Source organism: Streptomyces albidoflavus, assembly GCF_000719955.1.
GTDB lineage: Bacteria > Actinomycetota > Actinomycetes > Streptomycetales > Streptomycetaceae > Streptomyces > Streptomyces albidoflavus.
Window position 1 is genome coordinate 18,254 of the sequence record NZ_JOII01000003.1, and the last position, 20,103, is coordinate 38,356.

A 20,103-nucleotide genomic window follows, 5' to 3' on the forward strand; every position below is an offset into this window, starting at 1 on the left:
GAGTCATGGAGAACGTACTGCGTCCGCTGATCGTCGTGGGCGGTGCCCTCGCCCTCACCCTGCTGCTCGGCTGGCTCGCCGACCTGCTGCTGAGGAGGGCCAACGCCCGCCACCCGGAGACCCCGCTCTGGGGCCTGCTGCGCCGCTGTCGGCCACCGCTGCAGGTGGTGCTGCTCACCGCGATCCTGCGCGGCGCCTACCGGCAGACCAAGCTGGACATCATCCAGGACCACGAGGCGGGCATCGGGCAGGTGCTCTCCCTCGTCCTGATCGCCTCCACCGCCTGGCTGGTGCTGCGCGCCGCGGCCGCCGCCGTGGAGTCGACGTACGCGCGGTACGCCTCGATGTCCGCGGACCGGGCGCGGGTGCGGCGGGTGCGGACCCAGGTCACGCTCATCATGCGGATCGTCACCGCCGTGGTCTGCGTGGTCGCGGGCGCGGCGATGCTGCTGACCTTCCCCGAACTGCGCGCGGTCGGCACCTCGATGCTCGCCTCGGCGGGCATCATCGGCATCGTCGCCGGTGTCGCCGCCCAGTCCACCCTCGGCAACCTCTTCGCCGGGTTCCAGATCGCCTTCGGCGACATGGTGCGGCTCGGCGACACCGTGGTGGTCGACGGGGAGTGGGGCGTCATCGACGAGGTCACCCTCACCGTGGTCGCGGTCCGCACCTGGGACGAGCGGCGCATCACCATGCCCGTCTCCTACTTCACCAGCCAGCCCTTCGAGAACTGGTCGCGCGGCGGCGTGCAGATGACCGGGTCGGTCTTCCTCCAGCTCGACCACCGGGCGCCGCTCGGCCTGATGCGCAAGAAGACCGAGGAGATCCTGGAGCACTGCGAGGCGTGGGACCGGCGCTCCTGGAGCCTGGCGGTCACCGACTCCACGGCCACCACCATGGAGGTGCGCGTGGTCGTCACCGCCCGGGACGCCGACGACATCTGGACCGCCCGCTGCACCGTCCGCGAACAGCTCCTCGTCTGGCTGGCCGAGGAACACCCGTACGCACTGCCCCGCGTCACCACGGGCGCGGCCGACCCGGTCCCGCCCCGGCCCGCCGGCGGCCTCCTGGGCAAGGACGGCACGGCCGCCGACGAGCACCGCGAACTGCCGGACACCGGCCGGGGCTGACGGCTCCTCTCATTCCCCCGCGCGCCGGGCCCGTGCTCTCGCCGCGTCGAGGAGTTCCAGGGCCTCGGCGGCCGTCCTGCCCGGGGCCCGGTTCCACGGGCCGATGAGGTCGCGCCAGCCCCGGTCGCGCAGTTCGGTCATGAGCCAGGCGGCCGAGCGGTTGGCGGTGTCCAGGCTGCCGTGGCCGAGGCGGTGGGTGGTGAGCAGGGCGCCGCACAGGCAGCGGGCGCCGCGCAGGTTCCGCATCCGGTACGGGCGGTTCTGCCACCCCCACTCGACCAGGACGCGGCGCGCGTACGCCATGTGGACCGAGGGGAGCACCTCGACGCGGCCCGCCCGCCGCCAGCCGTACAGGCGGTCGGGGAGGACCGCCCCGACCCTGCCCGGGAGCGGGGACGCGACGGCCGGGTCCGGTGCGGGCAGGGCGCGGGCGGCCTCGGCGACCAGGTCGGCGACGGGGACGGAGAGCAGGGCGCGCCACTCCTCCTGAGGGGCGGCCGGGCGGAGGCAGGTTTCTTCCGGGGGCGCGGTGGTGGGCCAGGAGGCGACGAGTTCCTGCCAGACGGCGGACTCGTGGAGCCGGGCCGCCTCCTCGTCGAGGGTGTCGGGGGAGGGAGCGTGCGAGAGCGTCATGGGGGTCTCCAGCGACGGGCGGTATCCGGTACGCGTCGTTCGCTGTGCTATGTCGGCTTTCCCGCCCTTCCCCTGTACCGCTGCGAGGTGGGCGGCGTCCGTTCGGCGGACGGAATGCCGGGGCGCCGACGTGGATTACCGGCCGATCGGGTGGCTGGATCTCGACGTCGTGGCGCGGAGGTGGCCGTGGGGTTCCGGCCAGCCGGTGGCCGGTTCAACTGGGGCGCCGCGCTCCGGTCGTGCCGGGCGCGTGCGGCGTATCCACGAGTGCTCACGAGCCCCGACCGGGTGATCACCAAGTCGCCGGAACGCTCGCAGAACCTTCACGTGCGTGACCCGCATGGCCCCGGAAAGTGGGGGAAGCGACCGCCGGTGCCCGAAGTGTCAGCAGGTCGCGGATTTGTGATTACGAAAACTTGTTGAACAAGTCACAGGCTCATGAAGGTCTTGATCTGCGCGCGTCAATCAGACAGTGTTTCGTCCCAGCCCCAGCAATTCGCGAGAATCTGCGGGGCAGTTGGCGTCCGGCCGCACCACCCGCCCCACCCCCACTGCCGTACTCGGGCGGACGGAGCGCGCCGCACACCCTCACAACCCCCCACACAGCGCGAGGAGATCCCTCTTCATGGCAACTCACCAGCGTGCTCGCAGGACCAAGCTCACCGCCGCGATAGCCACCACCGCCATGGCGGTCGGTGTGACCGTCTTCGCGAGCCCCTTCGCCGGTGCCGCTCCGGCGCCCGCCGAGGGCAAGGTCTACGGCACCGCCGCCAAGGGCGCCGTCTCCGGCAGCTACATCGTCATGCTCGACGAGAAGGCCAGCAAGGCCGAGAAGAAGGGCCTGGCCAAGGAGTACGGCGGCACCTTCAAGCGCAACTACGGCTCGGCCGTCAACGGCTTCTCCACCGCCGGCATGTCGCTGGAGGACGCCAAGCGCCTGGCCGCCGACCCGGCGGTCGAGAAGGTCGTCCAGAACAAGAAGTTCACCATCGACGCGACCCAGACCAACCCGCCCTCCTGGGGCCTGGACCGCATCGACCAGACCGAGACCGCCGGCGACGGCGAGTACACCTACCCCGACGCGGCCGGTGAGGGTGTCACCGCCTACGTCATCGACACCGGCGTCCGCGTGACCCACGAGGACTTCGAGGGCCGCGCCACCTCCGGCTACGACGCGGTGGACGGCGACGACGACGCCGACGACGGCAACGGCCACGGCACCCACGTCGCCGGCACCATCGCCGGTGCCGCCCACGGCGTGGCCAAGAAGGCGAACATCGTCGCCGTCCGCGTCCTGGACGACAACGGCTCGGGCACCACCGAGCAGGTCGTCGCCGGCATCGACTGGGTCACCGAGAACCACTCCGGCCCCTCGGTCGCCAACATGAGCCTCGGCGGCGGCGCCGACGAGGCCCTCGACACGGCGGTCCGCAACTCCATCGCCGCCGGTGTCACCTACGGCGTCGCCGCGGGCAACGAGTCCAGCGACGCCTCGTCCAGCTCGCCCGCCCGCGTCGAGGAAGCCATCACCGTGGCCTCCTCGGACGAGGACGACGCGCAGTCCTCCTTCTCCAACTACGGCGACATCGTCGACATCTACGCCCCGGGCTCCGAGATCACCTCGGCCTGGAACACCGGCGACGACGCCACCAACACCATCTCCGGCACCTCCATGGCCACCCCGCACGTCGTCGGCGCCGCCGCCGTCTACCTCGGGGGCAACCCGGAGGCCACCCCGGAGGAGGTCGCCACCGCGCTCACCGACGGCGCCACCCCGGACGCCATCACCAACCCGAGCGCCGGCACGCCCAACCTGCTGCTCAAGGTCGTCGAGTAACCACGACGCACCCCGCCGACCCGTTCGGCACCGGGTGTCCCGGGCTCCGGCCCGGGGCACCCGCCCCGCAGCCGACGACCGCCGCGCCCACCCCCACGGGGCACGGCGGTCGTTCGCGTCAGCGGGGCAGGACCGCCTCCACGGCCGCGGCGATCTCCTCGGCCTCGGGCTCGGTCTGCGGCGCGAAACGCGCGGCGACCGTGCCGTCCGGGGCGATGAGGAACTTCTCGAAGTTCCAGCGGATGTCCCCGGTGTGGCCCTCGGCGTCGGCCGTCCCCACCAGCCCGGTGTAGAGCGGGTGCCGCTCCGCGCCGTTGACGTCGGTCTTCTGCGTCATCGGGAAGCTCGTGCCGTACGTGGCCGAGCAGAAGGTGGCGATCTCCTCGGCGGTGCCGGGCTCCTGCCCCATGAACTGGTTGCACGGCACGCCCAGCACGGTGAACCCGCGTGCCGCGTACCGCTGGTGCAGCTTCTCCAGCCCCGCGTACTGCGGCGTCAGGCCGCACCGGGACGCCACGTTGACCACCAGCACCGCCGAACCCCGGTACTGGGACAGGTCGGCGGAACCGCCGGTGAGGGCGTCGATCTCGACGTCGAGGACGGACATGTCGCTCCTAGGGGAGTAGAGGTACGGGCCAACCGGGCCGACGATACCCGCGGCCCGGTCGGCCCCCCGCCCCCGCTACGGACGCCGCCGGGCCCGCAGCACCGTGTCGTGGGTGTGGCCGGTGCCCGGGGGCGGCGGGGTGGTGCGCGGGCGCGTCTCGTCGACCAGGACCGTCCACTCCTCGCCGAGGAGGGCGGCCACCTCCGCGGGCTGGTAGAAGTCGTGCGGGGTGTACTCCTGCTCCAGGTGGTCCGCCAGGTCGGCCAGGTCGTGGCCGGTGAAGAGGAGGGTGCCGCCGGGGGCCACCGCCTCCAGCAGGCCGTGGAGCGCGGTGTGGTCCGCGGTGCGGGGGAGCGGGAAGTAGTGGGCGCTGACCAGGTCGTAGGTGCGGGGCGCCGGGGGTGTGCGGGTGATGTCTGCGGCCGTCCAGGTCACCTGGTCCGCCAGCTCGGGGGCGGCCTCGGCCGCCCGGCGCAGGGCGGTCGGGGCGATGTCCACGGCGGTGACCCGCCAGCCGTGGCGGGCCAGCCAGTGGGCGTCGGCGCCCTCGCCGCAGCCCAGGTCCAGGGCATGGCCCGGGGGGAGCTCCGCGACCTCCGCCACCAGGACGGCGTTGGGCGCGCCGCTGAAGAGCTGGTCCGTGCTGCGGTACTTCTCGTCCCAGTACTGGGCGTCCATGCGGCTCCCTCCGCGGGGCGGCCTCGGTGACCGCCGGGACCCCCAACCTGCGGCCCGCCCCCCGAACAAGGCCAACTTCTTTGCCGAACCGGCAACCCTTGCCCTCACACGCCGGGCAGGCTCAATGGCCTCAAACGCCGGCCGGGCTTCGGGGGTGGTGGCCTCAAGCGCCGGCCCGGCTCCAGGCGTGGCCTCAAGCGCCGGCCGGGCTGGAGGTGCGTCGGTCCGGCTTCGAGTGCCGCTTCAAGATGGCCTCAAACGCCGGCCGGGCTCGGAGTGTGCGGGTCCGGCTCCGGGTGCTGCTTCAGGATGGCCTCAAACGCCGGCCGGGCTCAGGGGTGGCCTCAAACGCCGGCCGGGCTCAGGGGGGAACGGGCTGGCGTTCCGGGGCTGTGGGAAACCGGTGCTTGAGGCCGGAGAGCAGCTACAACTCAGCCTGGCCGGCGTGTGAGGCCATCAGTGACCGGTGGTTGAGGCCGGATCTCAGCCGAATCCAGCCCGGCCGGCGCTTGAGGCCATCGGTAACAGGCGTGTGGGCTCGGAGATCAGCCGAAACTCAGCCCGGCCGGCGCTTGAGGCCACCTTCGGAGCCCGGCCGGCGGTTGAGGCCATCTTCGAGCCCGGCCGGCGCTTGAGGCCACCGAGCCCAGCCCAGAGGCGCCGAAGGATCAGGCGGCGACCAGCCGCCCACCCGCCCCGGCCTCACGGTAGCGCCGCAGCACCAGCCGCGCCACCTCGGGCGCAGCCCCGAGCACGGGCGCCAGGACATCCGCCCCGGCGGCCCCCGCCGCGATCCGGTCCGGCAGCCGCCCGGGCGCCAGGACGTAGGGCGCGACCACCACCCGACGCGCGCCCCCGGCGCGCATCGCGGCGACCGCGTCCTCGGTCCGGGGACGCCCGGGACCGCAGGCGGAGGCGAACGCAGGCCGCACGGCGCACCAACCGGTACGCCGCCACTCCCGCGCGATCTCTGCGATCACTGCGATCGCCTCCGGGTCGGAGGAGCCCGCCGAGGCCAGCACGACCCCGGTCGAGCCACGCTGCCCCAGCTCCACCCCGGCCTCCCCGAGCCGCCGCTCCAACGCCGCGACCAGCAGCGGGGACGGGCCGAGCACCCCGGCCTGCCGTACGCGCAGCAGCGGCAGCCGGGCCGCGCTCTCGCGCAGGACGGCGGGCAGGTCGGCCTTGGCGTGGAAGGCCCGGGTCAGCAGGAGCGGCAGCGCCACCACGTCCCGTACCCCCTCGGCGTGGAGCCGTTCCAGCAGGACGGGCACCGTCTCCGCGTCGAAGTCGAGGAAGGCGGGCTCGACCCGCAGGCCGGGGGCGAGCTCGCGGACCCGCTCGACGAGGGCGTGCACCGTGGCGGCGTGCCGGGGGTCCCGGCTGCCGTGGGCGACCACCATCAGGACGGGCGCGGCGGACGCGGAGGAGGGAAGGGTGAGGTGGCGCATGGTCAGCTCCGGGCGAGCAGCCCGCGGTTGCGCAGTACCCAGCGCTCCAGCGGGCTGAAGATCAGCAGGTCGATGGCGACGCCGACGACGAGGATGAGCAGGATGGCGAGGAAGACCATGGACATGCTGCTCGCGACGCGGCCGTTCTCCAGGAGCTGGCCGAGGCCGATGCCGAGCTCCGGGGAGGAGGCGATGATCTCGGCGGCCATCAGCGACCGCCAGGAGAACGCCCACCCTTGCTTCAGCCCCGCCAGGTAGCCCGGGAGGGCGGCCGGCATCACGATGTGCCAGGTGCCGCGCAGCCCGGTCGCGCCGAGGGTGCGTCCGGCCCGCAGGTAGAGCGGGGGCACCTGGTCGACGCCGGAGACGAGGCCGTTGGCGATGGAGGGGACGGCGCCCAGCAGGATCACCGCGAACATCATCTGGTCGTTGAGGCCCAGCCAGATCACCGCGGGCGGCACCCAGGCCACCGAGGGCAGTGACTGGAGGCCGGAGAGGATCGGCCCGATCGCGGCCCGCACGAACTTCACCCGCGCCACCAGCAGCCCCAGCGGCGTGCCGATGGCCAGCGCGAAGAGGAAGCCGAGCAGGCCGCGCGAGACGCTGGTCCAGATGTAGCCGAGCAGCGTCCCCTGGTACCAGGCGTCGGTGACCTCGCCCCAGACGGCGCCGGGCGAGGGCAGCTTGTACTCCTCGGTGACCTGCGCCCAGACCAGGACCTGCCAGACGACCAGCACCAGGGCGACCGCGACCAGCGGCGGCAGCACCTTGCGGACGAAGGTGTCGCGCAGCGAGGTGCGGCGGGTGGGGACCGCGTCCAGGGCGTCGAGTCCCGCCTCCAGGCCGGCCAGGTCCTCGGAGGGCTTCTTCGGCTCGCGGGCCGCCTCCTCGGCGGCGTCGCGGGTCTCAGTGCTGGCCATGGCGGCGGATCTCCCCACGCAGTTCTTCGGTGATCTCGACGGACAGCTCCGCGACGGCCGCGTCCTCGATGCGGCGCGGCTGCGGGATGTCCACCGTCCACTGCCGGGCCACCCGGCCGGGACGGGACGACAGCAGCACGACGCGCTCGGCGAGCCGGACCGCCTCGCGGACGTTGTGCGTGACGAACAGGACGGAGAGCTTCCGGCCGTCGGGGTCGTCGTTGGCGGCGTGCCAGACCCGGGTCAGCTCGTCGTGCAGCACGTCGCGGGTGATGGCGTCGAGCGCGGCGAACGGCTCGTCCATCAGCAGCAGCCGGCTGTCCTGGGCCAGCGCCCGGGCCAGCGCCACCCGCTGGCGCATGCCGCCGGACAGCTCGTGGACCCGCTTGCCGTGGGCGCCCGCCAGCCGTACCCGCTCCAGGAGTTCCTCGGCGCGCGGGCGGCGCTCCGGCTTGGGCACGCCGCGCAGCTTCAGCGCCAGTTCGATGTTCTTGCCCGCCGTCAGCCAGGGGAAGAGGGCGTGCTCCTGGAACATCAGCGCCGGGCGGCCCGGCGTCTCGATGGTGCCGGCGCTCGGCGCGTCCAGCCCGGCGACGAGGTTGAGCAGCGTGGACTTGCCGCACCCGGAGGCGCCGAGCAGCGTGACGAACTCGCCCGGCGCCACGTCCAGGGTGATGTCGTCGAGGACGAGCTGGTCCCCGGCCGGGCCGGGGAAGGACTTGGAGACGTGGGCGATGCGGGCGGCGGGGGACGGCGCGGCGCCGGCGGACGTACCGTCTGCGGGGCCTGCCTCGGTGACCGTGGTGGTCATGGGAGTCACCTCCGGGAAGGGGCCCGTCCGCCCGGGGTGAGCGGGCGGACGGGCTGCGGTCGGGGGTACCGGACGGGACGGGTTACTTGACGCCGAGCCCGGCGTCGTCCACCGCGGGCGCGCCCTCGGCCTTGAGGACCTTGTTCAGCGGCCGCAGGTCGTAGATGCCGTTCAGGTCGGGCTGCTCCAGGAGACCGGCGTTGACCGCGTGCTCGGCCTGCGAGTCGAGGGTGGCGGCCAGCGGGTCGTCGGTGATCTGGATGGACTTCCACGCCGGGTCGAGGACCTCGGCGGGCAGCGGCTTGCCGGTGAGGGTCTTCAGCGCGTCGTTGGCGGACGCCTTCGCCTCCTCCAGGTTGTCGTTGATCCACTTGTTGGTCTTCACCGACCCGCGCAGCACCGCCTCGACGGCGTCCGGGTGCTCCTTGAGGAACTTCTGCGAGACGATGATGTTGGTGATCACGAACTTCTTGTCCGGCCACAGGTCCGCCTCGTCCAGCAGCACCTTCGCGCCGTCGGCGACCAGCTTGGAGGCGGTCGGCTCGGGGACCCACGCGCCGTCCAGCGAACCGGACTTGTAGGCGTCCGGGGTGATCTTGTTGTCGGTGCGGACCACCGACACGTCGCCCTTGCCGGACTGGGCGTCGACCTTCCACCCCTGCTCGGAGATCCAGTGCAGGAAGGCCACGTCCTGGGTGTTGCCCAGCTGCGGGGTGGCGATCTTCTTGCCCTTGAGGTCCTTGACCGACTTGATCTTGTCGGGGTTGACGACCAGCTTGACGCCGCCGGAGGCGGAGCCGCTGATGATGCGCAGGCTGTCGCCCTTCGACTTGACGTAGCCGTTGACGGACGGGGAGGGGCCGATGAAGCCGATGTCGATGGAGCCCGAGTTGAGCGCCTCGATCTCGGAGGGCCCGGCGTTGAAGGTGGAGGGGACCAGTTCGGCGCCGCCCAGTTCCTTCTCGATGAGGCCCTTCTCGACGCCGACCAGCGCGGTGGCGTGGGTCAGGTTCGGGAAGTAGCCGATCTTCACCTGGTCGGTGGAGAGCTTGCTGCCGCCCGCGGCCTTCTCGGGCTTCTTGTCGTCGGCGGCGTCCGAACCGTAGCCGCAGGAGGCGAGGGCGCCGACGAGCAGCGGCAGGGCCGCGACGGCGGCCAGGGCGCGGGTACGGGTACGGAACGGGGGACGGCTGGCAGGCACGGAGGGTGTCCTCTCGCAGGCCCGGCGCTTGTCAGGGGCCCCGTCGTCGGGGCGGCCGGGCGGTCGGCGGTCTTCGGTTCAGCGGGTGGGGGGTGTGGGCGCGCGAGCGGTGCGCGTACGTCAGCGCGCACATCGCGCGACCCCGCCCTGCCCGCTGCCGAGCGCCCCGCTGCCGACCCGGCCGCCCTCCTTCGCGAACGTCCCGTAGACGTCGGCGAAGAAGTGGCCGGGGTCGGCGTGCCGGGCGCGGTCCGCGCCCGGAGCGGTGCTGCCGTCCGTCGTCATCTCAGAAGTCCCAGCCCTCGTCGTCGGCCTCGGGGGCCGGCTCGGCGGCGGCCGTGCTGTCGGCGAAGGCGTCGCCGGCCATCCCGGCGGTCAGCGTCGTCCCGTCCGCCGGGTCGATCAGCAGGAACGATCCGGTACGCCGCGAGAGCGCGTAGGCGTCCAGCGCCAGCGGTTCGGCGGTGCGCAGTCGCACCCGGCCGATGTCGTTGGCCTCCAGCCGCCCCGGCTCGGGGTGCTGCGAGAGGTCGTCCAGGGTGAGCCGGGAGGGGATGGCCTCCACGATCGCCTTGACCGTGCGGGTGGTGTGCTTGAGCAGCACCCGCTGCCCCTGGGTCAGCGGGGTGTCCGCCACGTGGCAGACGGTCGCCGTGACCTCGCGGGTCAGCTCCGGCGCCTCGGCCACCGGCGCGATCAGGTCGCCGCGCGAGACGTCCACGTCGTCGGTGAGGCGGACCGTCACCGACTGCGGCGCCCAGGCGATGTCGGTCGGCTCCCCGAGCACGTCGATCGCCGCGACGGTGGTGGTCCGCCCGGACGGCAGCACCACCACCTCCTCGCCCACCCGCAGCGCGCCCGAGGCGATCTGCCCCGCGTAGCCGCGGTAGTCGGGGTGCTCGGCGCTCTGCGGCCGGATCACGTACTGCACCGGGAAGCGCGGGGCGCACGCGGTGAGGTCGTGGCTGACCGGGACGGTCTCCAGGTGCTCCAGCACGGTCGGGCCGGCGTACCAGTCCATCCGCGCCGAGGGCTCCACCACGTTGTCCCCGGCCAGCGCAGAGATCGGGATGGTGGTCACCTCGGGGACGCCCAGCGAGGTGGCGTAGGCGGTGAACTCCTCGGCGATGGCGGCGTAGACGGGCTCGGCGTAGTCGACGAGGTCCATCTTGTTGACGGCGAGGACGACGTGCGGGACGCGCAGCAGGGCGGCGACGGCGGCGTGGCGCCGGGTCTGCTCCACGACGCCGTTGCGGGCGTCGACCAGGACCACGGCGAGTTCGGCGGTGGAGGCACCGGTGACCATGTTGCGGGTGTACTGCACGTGGCCCGGGGTGTCGGCGAGGATGAACCGGCGCCGGGGGGTCGCGAAGTAGCGGTAGGCCACGTCGATGGTGATGCCCTGCTCGCGCTCGGCGCGCAGGCCGTCCGTGAGCAGCGCCAGGTCCGGGCCCTCGTGGCCCCGGCTGAGCGAGGCGGCCTCGACGGCTTCGAGCTGGTCGGTGAGGACCGACTTGGAGTCGTGCAGCAGCCGCCCGACCAGGGTGGACTTGCCGTCGTCGACGGAGCCGGCGGTGGCGAACCGCAGCAGGGTGGTGGCCGAGAGCTGCTCGGCGGTGGTGGTGGCGGTGGTGGTCACGGTTAGAAGTACCCCTCGCGCTTGCGGTCCTCCATGGCGGCCTCGGAGAGCTTGTCGTCGGCGCGGGTGGCGCCGCGCTCGGTGAGGCGGGAGGCGGCGATCTCGGTGATGACGGCGTCCAGCGTGGTGGCGTCGGAGTCGACGGCGCCGGTGCAGGACATGTCGCCGACGGTGCGGTAGCGCACCAGACGGGTCTCGACCGGCTCGTCGTCCTTCGGGCCGCCCCACTCGCCGGCCGTCAGCCACATGCCGCTGCGGCGGAACACCGGCCGCTCGTGGGCGAAGTAGATCTCCGGCAGCGCGATCGACTCGCGGGCGATGTACTGCCAGACGTCCAGCTCGGTCCAGTTGGAGAGGGGGAAGACGCGGACGTGCTCGCCGGGGGCGTGGCGGCCGTTGTAGAGCTGCCACAGTTCGGGGCGCTGGCGGCGCGGGTCCCACTGCGAGAACGCGTCCCGGAGCGAGAAGACCCGCTCCTTGGCGCGGGCCTTCTCCTCGTCGCGCCGTCCGCCGCCGAAGACCGCGTCGAAACGCTGCTCGCGGATCGCGTCGGTCAGCGGCACGGTCTGGAGTGGGTTGCGGGTCCCGTCGGGACGCTCTCGCAGGTCACCGCGGTCGATGTACTCCTGCACCGAGGCCACGTGCAGCCGCAGCCCGTGCTCGGCCACCGTGCGGTCCCGGTACTCCAGCACCTCGGGGAAATTGTGCCCCGTGTCGACGTGCAGCAGCGAGAACGGCACCGGCGCCGGCGCGAACGCCTTCAGCGCCAGGTGCAGCATGACGATGGAGTCCTTGCCGCCCGAGAAGAGGATCACGGGACGCTCGAACTCGCCCGCCACCTCCCGGAAGATGTGGACGGCCTCCGACTCGAGCGCGTCCAGGTGGCTCAGCGCGTACGGGGTCTCGGGGCCGGCGGCCCGCGCGGAGGAAGCGACGGTGGTCATGCGCTGCGCCTTTCGTCGTCGGAGCCGGCCGGCGGTGCGGGGGTGAGGAGTCCCAGGCCGGCCAGCAGGGTCCGCAGGGTCTCGGCCGACTCGGCGACCGTCGAGCCGTGGGTCTCGATCCGCAGGTCCGGGGCCTCGGGCACCTCGTAGGGGTCGTCCACCCCGGTCAGCCCGCTGATCTCGCCCGCCGCCTGACGCGCGTACAGGCCCTTCACGTCACGCTCGGCGCAGACCTCCACCGGCGTGGCGACGTGCACCTCCAGGTACGGGGTGCCGTTCTTGGCGTGCCGCTCGCGGACGGCCGCGCGGCTGTCGGCGTACGGCGCGATGACCGGGACCAGCACGGTCACGCCGTGCGAGGCGAGGAGTTCGGCGACGAAGCCGATGCGCTGGACGTTGGTGTCCCGGTCGGCCCGCTCGAAGCCGAGCCCGGCCGAGAGGAAGGTGCGGATCTCGTCGCCGTCGAGCACCTCGGTGCGGTGGCCGTCGGCGGCGAGCAGGGCCGCCACTTCCCGGGCGAGGGTGGTCTTGCCGGCGCTCGGCAGACCGGTGAGCCAGACGGTGGCTCCCGTCACGTTCTTCTCCTGCCTCTGCGGATGGTGCTGCGGGGGTTGGATCTGCGAGGTCGCCGCCCCGGTGGGCGGTGCGTCGGTGGTGGTCATGGCTCAGCCGTGCAGCCCGCACTCGGTCTTGCCGGTGCCCGCCCAGCGGCCGGCCCGGGCGTCCTCCCCGGCCGCCACCCGGCGGGTGCAGGGGGCGCAGCCGACGGAGGCGTAGCCGTCGCTGAGCAGCGGGTTGGTGAGCACGCCGTACCGCGCGACGTACGCGTCCACGTCGTCCTGGGTCCAGCGGGCGATGGGGGAGACCTTGACCTTGCGGCGGCGGGCGTCCCAGCCGACGACCGGGGTGTTCGCGCGGGTCGGCGACTCGTCGCGGCGCAGCCCGGTCGCCCACGCGGCGTAGCCGGCCAGCCCCTCCTCCAGCGGCTTGACCTTGCGCAGGGCGCAGCAGAGGTCCGGGTCGCGGTCGTGGAGCTTCGGACCGTACTCGGCGTCCTGCTCGGCAACGCTCTGACGCGGGGTCAGCGTCAGGACGTTGACGTCGAGGACGGCCTCGACCGCGTCGCGGGTGCCGATGGTCTCCGGGAAGTGGTAGCCGGTGTCGAGGAAGACCACGTCGACGCCGGGCCGTACCCGGGAGGCGAGGTGGGCGACGACCGCGTCCTCCATCGAGGAGGTGACGCAGAACCGCTCACCGAAGGTGTCGGCGGCCCAGCGCACGATCTCCAGCGCGGGCGCCTCCTCCAGCTCGGCGCCGGCCCGCTCCGCCAGGGTCCGCAGCTCGTCCTCACCGGCGTCGGCGGCGGCCGGTTCGGTGCGTATCCCGCTCATGTCGCCTCGCCCTCTCCGTCCGGGGTGCGGGCCAGCCCACGGGTGAGCAGGCCCAGGAACTTCAGCTGGAACGCGCGGTTGCAGGCGGCGCACTCCCAGGCGCCGTGGCCCTGCTCACCGGGGCGCAGGTCCTCGTCACCGCAGTAGGGGCAGTGGAAGGGGGCGGCACGCTCGCTCACGACAGGGCCTCCTCGTCGGCACGGGCGGCCCAGGTCGCGAACCGCTCGCCGTCCTCGCGCTCCTCCTGGAAGCGCTTGAGCACCCGCTCGACGTAGTCGGGGAGTTCGTCGGCGGTGACCTTCAGCCCGCGCACCTTGCGGCCGAACCCGGCCTCCAGGCCGAGCGCGCCGCCCAGGTGCACCTGGAACCCCTCGACCTGCGTCCCGTCCGGGCCCATCATGAGCTGGCCCTTGAGGCCGATGTCGGCGACCTGGATACGGGCGCAGGCGTTCGGGCAGCCGTTCAGGTTGATGGTGATCGGCTCGTCGAACTCCGGGATGCGGCGCTCCAGTTCGTCGATGAGCGCGGCGCCGCGCGCCTTGGTCTCGACGATCGCCAGCTTGCAGAACTCGATGCCGGTGCAGGCCATCGTGCCGCGCCGGAAGGGCGAGGGGGTGGTGGTCAGGCCGAGCGCCTCCAGGCCGGCGCTGAGCGGGGCGACCTGGTCCTCCTCCAGGTCGAGCACGATCATCTTCTGCTCGACGGTGGTGCGCAGCCGGCCCGAGCCGTGCGCCTCGGCCAGCTCGGCGATCTTGGTGAGGGTGGTGCCGTCGACGCGGCCGACGCGCGGGGCGAAGCCGACGTAGAAGCGGCCGTCCTGCTGCCGGTGGACGCCGATGTGGTCGCGCCAGCGGGCCACCGGCTGGTCGGGGGCGGGGCCGTCGGTGAGCTTGCGGCCGAGGTAGTCGTCCTCCAGGACCTGGCGGAACTTCTCGGTGCCCCAGTCGGCGAGGAGGAACTTCAGGCGGGCGCGGGTGCGCAGCCGGCGGTAGCCGTGGTCGCGGAAGATCGAGATGACGCCCTCGTAGACCTCGGGCACCTCCTCCAGCGGGACCCAGGCGCCGAGGCGCTGGCCGATCTTGGGGTTGGTGGAGAGGCCGCCGCCGACCCAGAGGTCGAAGCCGGGGCCGTGCTCCGGGTGGCGGACGCCGACGAAGGAGATGTCGTTGATCTCGTGGGCGACGTCCAGCAGCGGGGAGCCGGAGATCGCCGACTTGAACTTGCGCGGCAGGTTGGAGAATTCCGGGTTGCCGATGACGCGGCGCTGGATCTCGTCGATGGCCCAGGAGCCGTCGATGATCTCGTCCTCGGCGATCCCGGCGACCGGCGAGCCGAGGATGACGCGCGGGGTGTCGCCGCACGCCTCGGTCGTCGACAGGCCGACGGCCTCCAGCCGGTTCCAGATCTCGGGGACGTCCTCGATTCGGATCCAGTGGTACTGGATGTTCTGCCGGTCGGTGATGTCGGCGGTGCCCCGGGCGAACTCCTCGGAGATCTCGCCGATCACCCGCAGCTGCTGGGTCGTCAGGCGGCCGCCGTCGACGCGGACCCGGAGCATGAAGTACTCGTCGTCCAGCTCCTCCGGCTCCAGCACGGCGGTCTTGCCGCCGTCGATCCCGGGGCGGCGCTGGGTGTACAGACCCCACCAGCGCATGCGGCCGCGCAGGTCGTTGGGGTCGATGGAGTCGAAACCACGCTTGGAGTAGATCGTCTCAATGCGTGTCCGCACATTGAGACCGTCGTCGTCCTTCTTGAACTGTTCGTTGCCGTTGAGCGGGGTGAAGTGACCCACGGCCCACTGACCCTCACCACGGTGACGGCCCGCCTTGCGGCGCGGCGTGGCGGCAGCGGGATTCTGCGGGGTTGCGGCCATGGATGGTACGTCCTTCGGGACAGCAGGAAGCGGCTCTGACCTGGGCATACGTGCGAGCGGGCAGGCGTGCGCGACGTGGTGCGGGCCGGGCGGGGAAAAGAGAGTGGGGCGGCGCTGCTGGAACTAGCAGCCGGCCCGACAGATGGCGCTGGACATGCGGCCGAGATCGACGTGCCGCCGACTCACCAAGGCAATTCCAGCTGTAGACATGACGGAAGCGTGGCACGGCGCTCTCGCGGCAGTCCACCGTAATCCAACATGCGGACACCCTTGTCCCGCATCGTGGGACAAGGGTGTCGGTGAGAGGACGCGACGACCGGCGCCTCCATGGAACGAACAAGATGATTTACGGACATAGCGGCCAGGGTTGTCCGGACGCCCGCCCCTGACGGCAGGTCAGCTCCCGGCGGCCGGCCGCCCGGGCTTCTCGATCACGTACGGCAGCGGGCCGGCGCCCGGCCACGGACCCGGCGTCGCCACCTCGTCCTCCTCGGCGGTCTCCGTCCGGTAGAGCCGGAAACCCCGCCGCAGGTAGTTGTCCATCGCGTGCGGCCCGTCCTTGCTGCAGGTGTGCAGCCACACCCGCTTCGTCGGCGCGAACCCCTCCCGCCGCTCACCGAGGTCCCAGGCGCGCGCCACCGCCTCCGACAGCAGCGGCCCGCCGATCCCGCGCCCCCGGAATGCCGGGATCAGCCCGAAGTAGACGATCTCCACCGAACCGTCCGGGCCCGCCTCCAGCTCGGCGTACCCGGCGGGCGTCCCCCGGTCGTACGCCACCCAGGTCTCCACCTCCGGCCGGCAGACCGCCCGCTCCCACTCGGCCCAGCTCAGCGCCAGCCTGTCGGTCCAGCGGATGTCCTGGCCGACCGAGGCGTAGAGGAAGCGGCTGAACTCGGGGGAGGGGGTCTCGGCCCGCATGATCAGCGGGCCCTCGCCGTCCGGGGCGGCCGCGCGGGCGCGGGCCGGGGTGGCGGGGCGCAGATCCCCGGGCGAGGTCTGCTCCAGGTACCAGGTGGTCACGGTGATGCTCATGCGGCCAGGCAACCACGTGCCCCGCCCCGCTCAGCGGCGGGGGGCCGTCCCCGCGCGGGCCCGCGCCACGGCCGGGGCCAGCGAGTGCGGCAGCAGCGCCGACCGGTCCTCGGGCAGCACCACCTCCACGCCGGTGCCCTCCCGGAAGCGGTACGGGCGGTGCTCCAGCAGCTCGCCCAGGTACCGGCGCATCCGCGACAGCTCGGCCCGGACCGTCACCCGGCGCCCGGCGTCCCCGAAGACCGCCTCCGCCAGCGCCCCCGCCGAACACCCCGCTTCCTCGCCCGCCAGCAGGAACAGCAGCTCGGCGTGGCGCGGCGAGAGGTCGTGCGTCCACGAGCCGACCTCACCTGCCACCGTCAGCGACGGCCGGCCCGGCTCCGAGAGGTCCAGCCGCAGCCGGGCCACCCCTGCGTGCGGGCGCTGGGCCGGGCGCAGCAGCCAGCCGCCGGGCAGCGGTTCGGCCGAACAGAGACCGAGCGGGCCGAGCCGGACCGGGCCCGCGCTCAGCGAGCGGGGAAGCGGCAGCCGGTCCACCGGCGGCATACCGGTGACCGCCGCCACCCAGCCCTCCTCGTCCACGGCCACCGCCCGCCCGCCGATCCGGGCCAGCAGGGGCGCCGCGACCGAACGCAGCCGGTCCAGGCCGCGCAGATGGCGGGCGCGCAGCTCCGCCTCGGCCAGCTTCGCCACCGACTCCACCAGCTTCAGCATCGCCGGGTGCAGGGTGTCCAGCAGCCCGCTCACGTCGACCACGCCCAGCAGGCGGCCGTCGCGCGGGTCGGTGATCGGCGCGCCCGAGCAGGTCCACCGGTGATGGGCGCGGACGAAGTGCTCGGCCGAGAAGACCTGCACCGGGCGGCGGGCCACCAGGGGCGTACCGAGGCCGTTGGTGCCCGAGGTGGCCTCGCGCCAGTCGGTCCCCGGGGCCAGTCCTATCGCGTCCGCGTGGCGCAGCACCGACGGATGACCCTCGCGCCACAGCACGACCCCGTCCGCGTCGCAGACGACCATGATGTGCTGCGCCGACTCCGCCACCGAGACGAGGCCGTCCCGCAGCAGCGGCAGTACCTCGGTGAGGTGCGAGCGCTGGCGGCGCTCGGCCAGCTCGGCCGGGGTGAGCGGGCGGGGGCGGACCGCGCGCTCCGGGTCGACGCCCCGGCGCAGCATCCGTTCCCAGGACGCGCCTATCTCCGGGCGGGGCGGGACGGCCGGGGGCTTGCCGGAGAGCGCCGCCGCGTGCGCCTCGGCCATCAGCCTCGCCGCGCGGCCCACGTCCCGTCCGGCGAGGCGGCCTAGGTCGATGGCTGCCTGGGTCACGGTGTGTCTCCTCGATCGTCGCCCGGGGGTGCGCTCCGCGCGGGGTGCGGGGTGCGCTCCGCGCGGGGGTGTGCCGGGTGTGCTGGGGACATCGTGCCTGGGAGCGGGGGGTGTGGGGGTGGAGTTTGCTGATCGGGCTGCAACCCTTTGCAACTCTCGTGCGAGGTGGGGCGGGGGTTGAAGCTTGGGGGGGTGGTTTCGCCTTCGGCTCCGGCCGAGGGGGTGGCTGCACTGGGGGTGGTGCCGTGTCGGCGCGGCATCACCCCCCTTTTTTGTCCTCGGCGCCGGACGGGTGGGGTGGGGTGTCCTCAAGCGCCGGACGGGCTGGAAAAGTGTCCTCAAGCGCCGGACGGGCTGATTTTCGCGGGCTTGAGTCGTTCTCAGCGTTCCGCGGGTGGTCCGCGAGTGTTCCGCAAGGGCTCCCGCCGGTGGTCCGCCGGTGGTCCGTCGGAGGTCCGGGAAATGTGGGCGAGGAGTCAGGGGGTGAGGGCGAGGGCGACGGTGCGGGTGGTTGCCCGGTGTGCGTGTTCCGCCGGGTCGGAGCAGATGAGTTCGACCTCGTGGAACTGGGCGGCGGTGCGCCTTGCCACGGCTGCCCAGGCGTCCCGGGTCACCTTCAGGGGGTTCACGCACTCGGCGAAGACGTGCAGGCCCTGGGTGAGGAGGTCCTCCGCCAGGGCGTAGGCGACGTCGTAGCCCAGTCCGTGGGTGACCGCATGACACAAGGCGTCCGTGTCCGCGCCGTAGGCGGAGAAGACGGAGAGGGACTGCTCGATGGTGTCGATCCGCAGGTAGCTGGCGCCGAGTCGGCGTGCGACGGCTCTGCCCACGGTTGATTTCCCGGTGGCCGGAAGCCCCCCGATCACGACCAGAGCGGGCCTGCTCCGGGGTGGTTCGGGCTGTCGCATCGCGTGGTCCTTCCGTGTGCCGCTCACTGTGTGGTGGCGGAGGCGATCAAGGTGCGGGCCAGATTCGTTGCCTCGGTGAGGGTGTCCAGGGGGAGGGGCTGGGTGGCGAGGGTGCCCTCGTGGAGGAGGAGGAGTTGGCGGGCCAGGGGGGTGGGGGCGGGGCAGTTCGCGGCGGCGGCCAGGGTTTCGAAGAGGTCGAGGAGCCAGAGTTTCTGGGCGGTGGCGATGCGGTGGGCCGGGTGGGAGGGGTCCGGGAGTTCGGCGAGGGCGTTGATGAAGGCGCAGCCGCGGGTGTGGGTCTCGCTCCAGGTGGCCAGGGCCTCGAAGGGGGCGAGGACGGCATCGCGCGGCGTGGCGCGGGCGTCCACCGTGGTCTGGACGAGGGAGCGCCAGCGCCGGTCGCGTTCGGCCAGGTAGACCGCGACCAGGTGGTCCTTCGAGCCGAACTGGTTGTACAGGGTCCGTTTGGTCACGCCCGAGTGCTCGGCGATCAGGTCCACGCCGACTCCGGTGATCCCGCGTTCGTAGAACAGTTCCTCGGCCGCCGCCGCGATGCGCCGTCCGGCCGGGGTCAGGGGGCGGGTCTCCGTCGCGTCCACCTTGCCTCCTTCACTGATCGGTGTACGGTGGGGGAAGTTCACCGATCAGTATACCTGCGAGGAGGTCATGGCGATGACTCTGCCCGAGTCCATGCGAGCGGTACGGATCACGGAGCACGGAGGGCCGGAGGTCCTCGAACGGGCCGAGGTGCCCGTACCGGTCCCGGCGGCCGGGGACGTCCTGGTCGAGGTGGCCGCGGTCGCCCTGAACAACACCGACCTGTGGACCCGTGAGGGGGCGTACGGCCGTCCCGGGGACCCGGCGGCCCGGTCGGGCTGGCGCGGCCCGCTCGACTTCCCGCGCATCCAGGGCGCCGACGTGGCGGGCCGCGTCGCGGCGGTCGGCCCGGGCGTCGACGCCGGCCTGGTGGGCCGGCGGGTGGTGGTCGACCCCGCGCTCTACGACGGCCCGGGGCCGGACGCCAACCCGGTCGGCCTGATGGGCAGCGAACGGGACGGCGGCTACGCGGAGTACGTCACCGCCCCCGCGCACCAGGTGCACGACATGACGGACTCCCCGCTCACCGACGAGCAGCTCGCGACCCTGCCGACCGCCTACGGCACGGCGCTCGGCATGATCGAGCGCGGCCGGCTGGGGGAGGGGGAGACCGTCCTCGTCTCCGGCGCCTCCGGCGGGGTCGGCGTCGCCCTCGTCCAGCTCGCCCGGGCACGCGGCGCGCAGGTCGTCGCCCTCAGCAGCGGCACCAAGATCGACGCCGTGCGCGAGGCGGGCGCCCACCACGTGCTCGACCGCGCGGGGGACGTGGCCGAGCAGGTCCGCGCCGCCGCCCCCGAGGGCATCGACGTCGGCCTCGACGTCGTCGCCGGCGACCTGCTGGGCGACGGGCTGCCGCTCCTGCGCGAAGGGGGCCGCTGGGTGGTCGCGGGCGCGCTCGCCGGGTACGAGGTCGCCTTCGACGTACGCCGCCTCTACCTCCACAACGCGCAGGTCATCGGCTCGGCCATGCACACGCCCCGCCACTTCGCCCTGCTCATGGAACTGGCCCGCCGCGGCGACTTCCGCCCCCTGGTCGCCGCGGCCTTCCCCCTCGACCAGGCGGCCGAGGCCCAGCAGGAGCTGGCCCGCAGGCGCCATGTGGGGAAGATCGTGCTCCGTCCCTGACCGGGG

Annotated in this window: 22 protein-coding genes; 3 read left to right on the plus strand and 19 right to left on the minus strand. The window is 73.1% G+C overall.

The window, feature by feature from the left end; all coding sequences use genetic code 11:
• Nucleotides 1–5: 5 nt before the first annotated feature.
• Entirely contained in the window at nucleotides 6–1,130 is a 1,125-nt protein-coding gene (locus IF45_RS0103455) for a mechanosensitive ion channel family protein (protein WP_030305408.1), read from the plus strand.
• Nucleotides 1,131–1,139: 9 nt separating this feature from the next.
• Here the strand turns inward: IF45_RS0103455 and IF45_RS0103460 are convergent, their stop codons facing one another.
• On the minus strand, nucleotides 1,140–1,763 hold the full coding sequence (locus IF45_RS0103460; protein ID WP_030305410.1) for a DUF6197 family protein: 624 nt from the start codon (nucleotides 1,761–1,763) through the stop codon (nucleotides 1,140–1,142).
• A gap of 625 nt (nucleotides 1,764–2,388) precedes the next feature.
• Between IF45_RS0103460 and IF45_RS0103465 the strand changes: the two genes are divergently transcribed.
• Complete coding sequence (locus IF45_RS0103465; protein ID WP_003951620.1) at nucleotides 2,389–3,600, plus strand: S8 family peptidase; 1,212 nt, start codon at nucleotides 2,389–2,391, stop codon at nucleotides 3,598–3,600.
• A 118-nt stretch (nucleotides 3,601–3,718) separates the two neighbouring features.
• On the opposite strand, the gene IF45_RS0103470 is transcribed toward IF45_RS0103465, so the two are convergent.
• From IF45_RS0103470 to IF45_RS0103550, 18 genes are all read right to left on the minus strand, one after another.
• Entirely contained in the window at nucleotides 3,719–4,207 is a 489-nt protein-coding gene (locus IF45_RS0103470; RefSeq protein WP_003951621.1) for a glutathione peroxidase, read from the minus strand.
• Between the two features lie 75 nt (nucleotides 4,208–4,282).
• Nucleotides 4,283–4,885: a class I SAM-dependent methyltransferase gene (locus IF45_RS0103475; protein WP_015506885.1), complete on the minus strand. Its 603-nt coding sequence runs from the start codon at nucleotides 4,883–4,885 to the stop codon at nucleotides 4,283–4,285.
• Between the two features lie 668 nt (nucleotides 4,886–5,553).
• Nucleotides 5,554–6,336, minus strand: coding sequence for a sirohydrochlorin chelatase (locus tag IF45_RS0103480; protein ID WP_030305413.1), 783 nt, complete (start codon nucleotides 6,334–6,336; stop codon nucleotides 5,554–5,556).
• A 2-nt stretch (nucleotides 6,337–6,338) separates the two neighbouring features.
• Nucleotides 6,339–7,256: an ABC transporter permease gene (locus tag IF45_RS0103485; RefSeq protein WP_003951624.1), complete on the minus strand. Its 918-nt coding sequence runs from the start codon at nucleotides 7,254–7,256 to the stop codon at nucleotides 6,339–6,341.
• Nucleotides 7,243–8,067: an ABC transporter ATP-binding protein gene (locus tag IF45_RS0103490; protein WP_003951625.1), complete on the minus strand. Its 825-nt coding sequence runs from the start codon at nucleotides 8,065–8,067 to the stop codon at nucleotides 7,243–7,245. Before IF45_RS0103490 ends, IF45_RS0103485 begins: the two co-directional genes overlap by 14 nt.
• A gap of 82 nt (nucleotides 8,068–8,149) precedes the next feature.
• On the minus strand, nucleotides 8,150–9,268 hold the full coding sequence (locus IF45_RS0103495; protein ID WP_030305415.1) for an ABC transporter substrate-binding protein: 1,119 nt from the start codon (nucleotides 9,266–9,268) through the stop codon (nucleotides 8,150–8,152).
• Between the two features lie 120 nt (nucleotides 9,269–9,388).
• Nucleotides 9,389–9,553 carry a hypothetical protein gene (locus IF45_RS0103500; protein WP_008403888.1) on the minus strand — a complete coding sequence of 55 codons (165 nt, stop codon included), beginning with the start codon at nucleotides 9,551–9,553 and terminating at the stop codon, nucleotides 9,389–9,391.
• 1 nt (nucleotide 9,554) lies between these two features.
• Entirely contained in the window at nucleotides 9,555–10,907 is a 1,353-nt protein-coding gene (locus IF45_RS0103505) for a sulfate adenylyltransferase subunit 1 (RefSeq protein WP_030305418.1), read from the minus strand.
• Nucleotides 10,908–10,909: 2 nt separating this feature from the next.
• Nucleotides 10,910–11,851 carry a sulfate adenylyltransferase subunit CysD gene (cysD, locus tag IF45_RS0103510; RefSeq protein ID WP_003951629.1) on the minus strand — a complete coding sequence of 314 codons (942 nt, stop codon included), beginning with the start codon at nucleotides 11,849–11,851 and terminating at the stop codon, nucleotides 10,910–10,912.
• The gene (gene cysC / locus IF45_RS0103515) at nucleotides 11,848–12,513 is read right to left on the minus strand and encodes an adenylyl-sulfate kinase (RefSeq protein WP_003951630.1); all 666 of its coding nucleotides are present in this window, start codon (nucleotides 12,511–12,513) and stop codon (nucleotides 11,848–11,850) included. The genes cysD and cysC overlap by 4 nt, the downstream gene beginning before the upstream one ends.
• 3 nt (nucleotides 12,514–12,516) lie before the next feature.
• Nucleotides 12,517–13,242: a phosphoadenylyl-sulfate reductase gene (locus IF45_RS0103520; protein ID WP_018895718.1), complete on the minus strand. Its 726-nt coding sequence runs from the start codon at nucleotides 13,240–13,242 to the stop codon at nucleotides 12,517–12,519.
• The gene (locus tag IF45_RS0103525) at nucleotides 13,239–13,421 is read right to left on the minus strand and encodes a hypothetical protein (protein ID WP_008403897.1); all 183 of its coding nucleotides are present in this window, start codon (nucleotides 13,419–13,421) and stop codon (nucleotides 13,239–13,241) included. The genes IF45_RS0103520 and IF45_RS0103525 overlap by 4 nt, the downstream gene beginning before the upstream one ends.
• Nucleotides 13,418–15,115: a nitrite/sulfite reductase gene (locus tag IF45_RS0103530; RefSeq protein ID WP_003951633.1), complete on the minus strand. Its 1,698-nt coding sequence runs from the start codon at nucleotides 15,113–15,115 to the stop codon at nucleotides 13,418–13,420. The genes IF45_RS0103525 and IF45_RS0103530 overlap by 4 nt, the downstream gene beginning before the upstream one ends.
• Before the next feature lie 123 nt (nucleotides 15,116–15,238).
• Nucleotides 15,239–15,325 (minus strand): putative leader peptide, encoded by an 87-nt coding sequence (locus IF45_RS34355; protein ID WP_350495124.1) that lies wholly within the window; start codon nucleotides 15,323–15,325, stop codon nucleotides 15,239–15,241.
• Between the two features lie 186 nt (nucleotides 15,326–15,511).
• The gene (locus IF45_RS0103535; RefSeq protein ID WP_030305421.1) at nucleotides 15,512–16,147 is read right to left on the minus strand and encodes a GNAT family N-acetyltransferase; all 636 of its coding nucleotides are present in this window, start codon (nucleotides 16,145–16,147) and stop codon (nucleotides 15,512–15,514) included.
• A gap of 30 nt (nucleotides 16,148–16,177) precedes the next feature.
• Nucleotides 16,178–17,467 carry a GAF domain-containing protein gene (locus IF45_RS0103540; protein ID WP_003951635.1) on the minus strand — a complete coding sequence of 430 codons (1,290 nt, stop codon included), beginning with the start codon at nucleotides 17,465–17,467 and terminating at the stop codon, nucleotides 16,178–16,180.
• Between the two features lie 476 nt (nucleotides 17,468–17,943).
• Nucleotides 17,944–18,375, minus strand: coding sequence for a P-loop nucleotide/nucleoside kinase family protein (locus IF45_RS0103545; protein WP_226660197.1), 432 nt, complete (start codon nucleotides 18,373–18,375; stop codon nucleotides 17,944–17,946).
• A 23-nt stretch (nucleotides 18,376–18,398) separates the two neighbouring features.
• Entirely contained in the window at nucleotides 18,399–18,974 is a 576-nt protein-coding gene (locus IF45_RS0103550) for a TetR/AcrR family transcriptional regulator (protein ID WP_030305423.1), read from the minus strand.
• A gap of 73 nt (nucleotides 18,975–19,047) precedes the next feature.
• Between IF45_RS0103550 and IF45_RS0103555 the strand changes: the two genes are divergently transcribed.
• On the plus strand, nucleotides 19,048–20,097 hold the full coding sequence (locus tag IF45_RS0103555; protein ID WP_030305424.1) for a zinc-binding dehydrogenase: 1,050 nt from the start codon (nucleotides 19,048–19,050) through the stop codon (nucleotides 20,095–20,097).
• Nucleotides 20,098–20,103 lie beyond the last annotated feature (6 nt).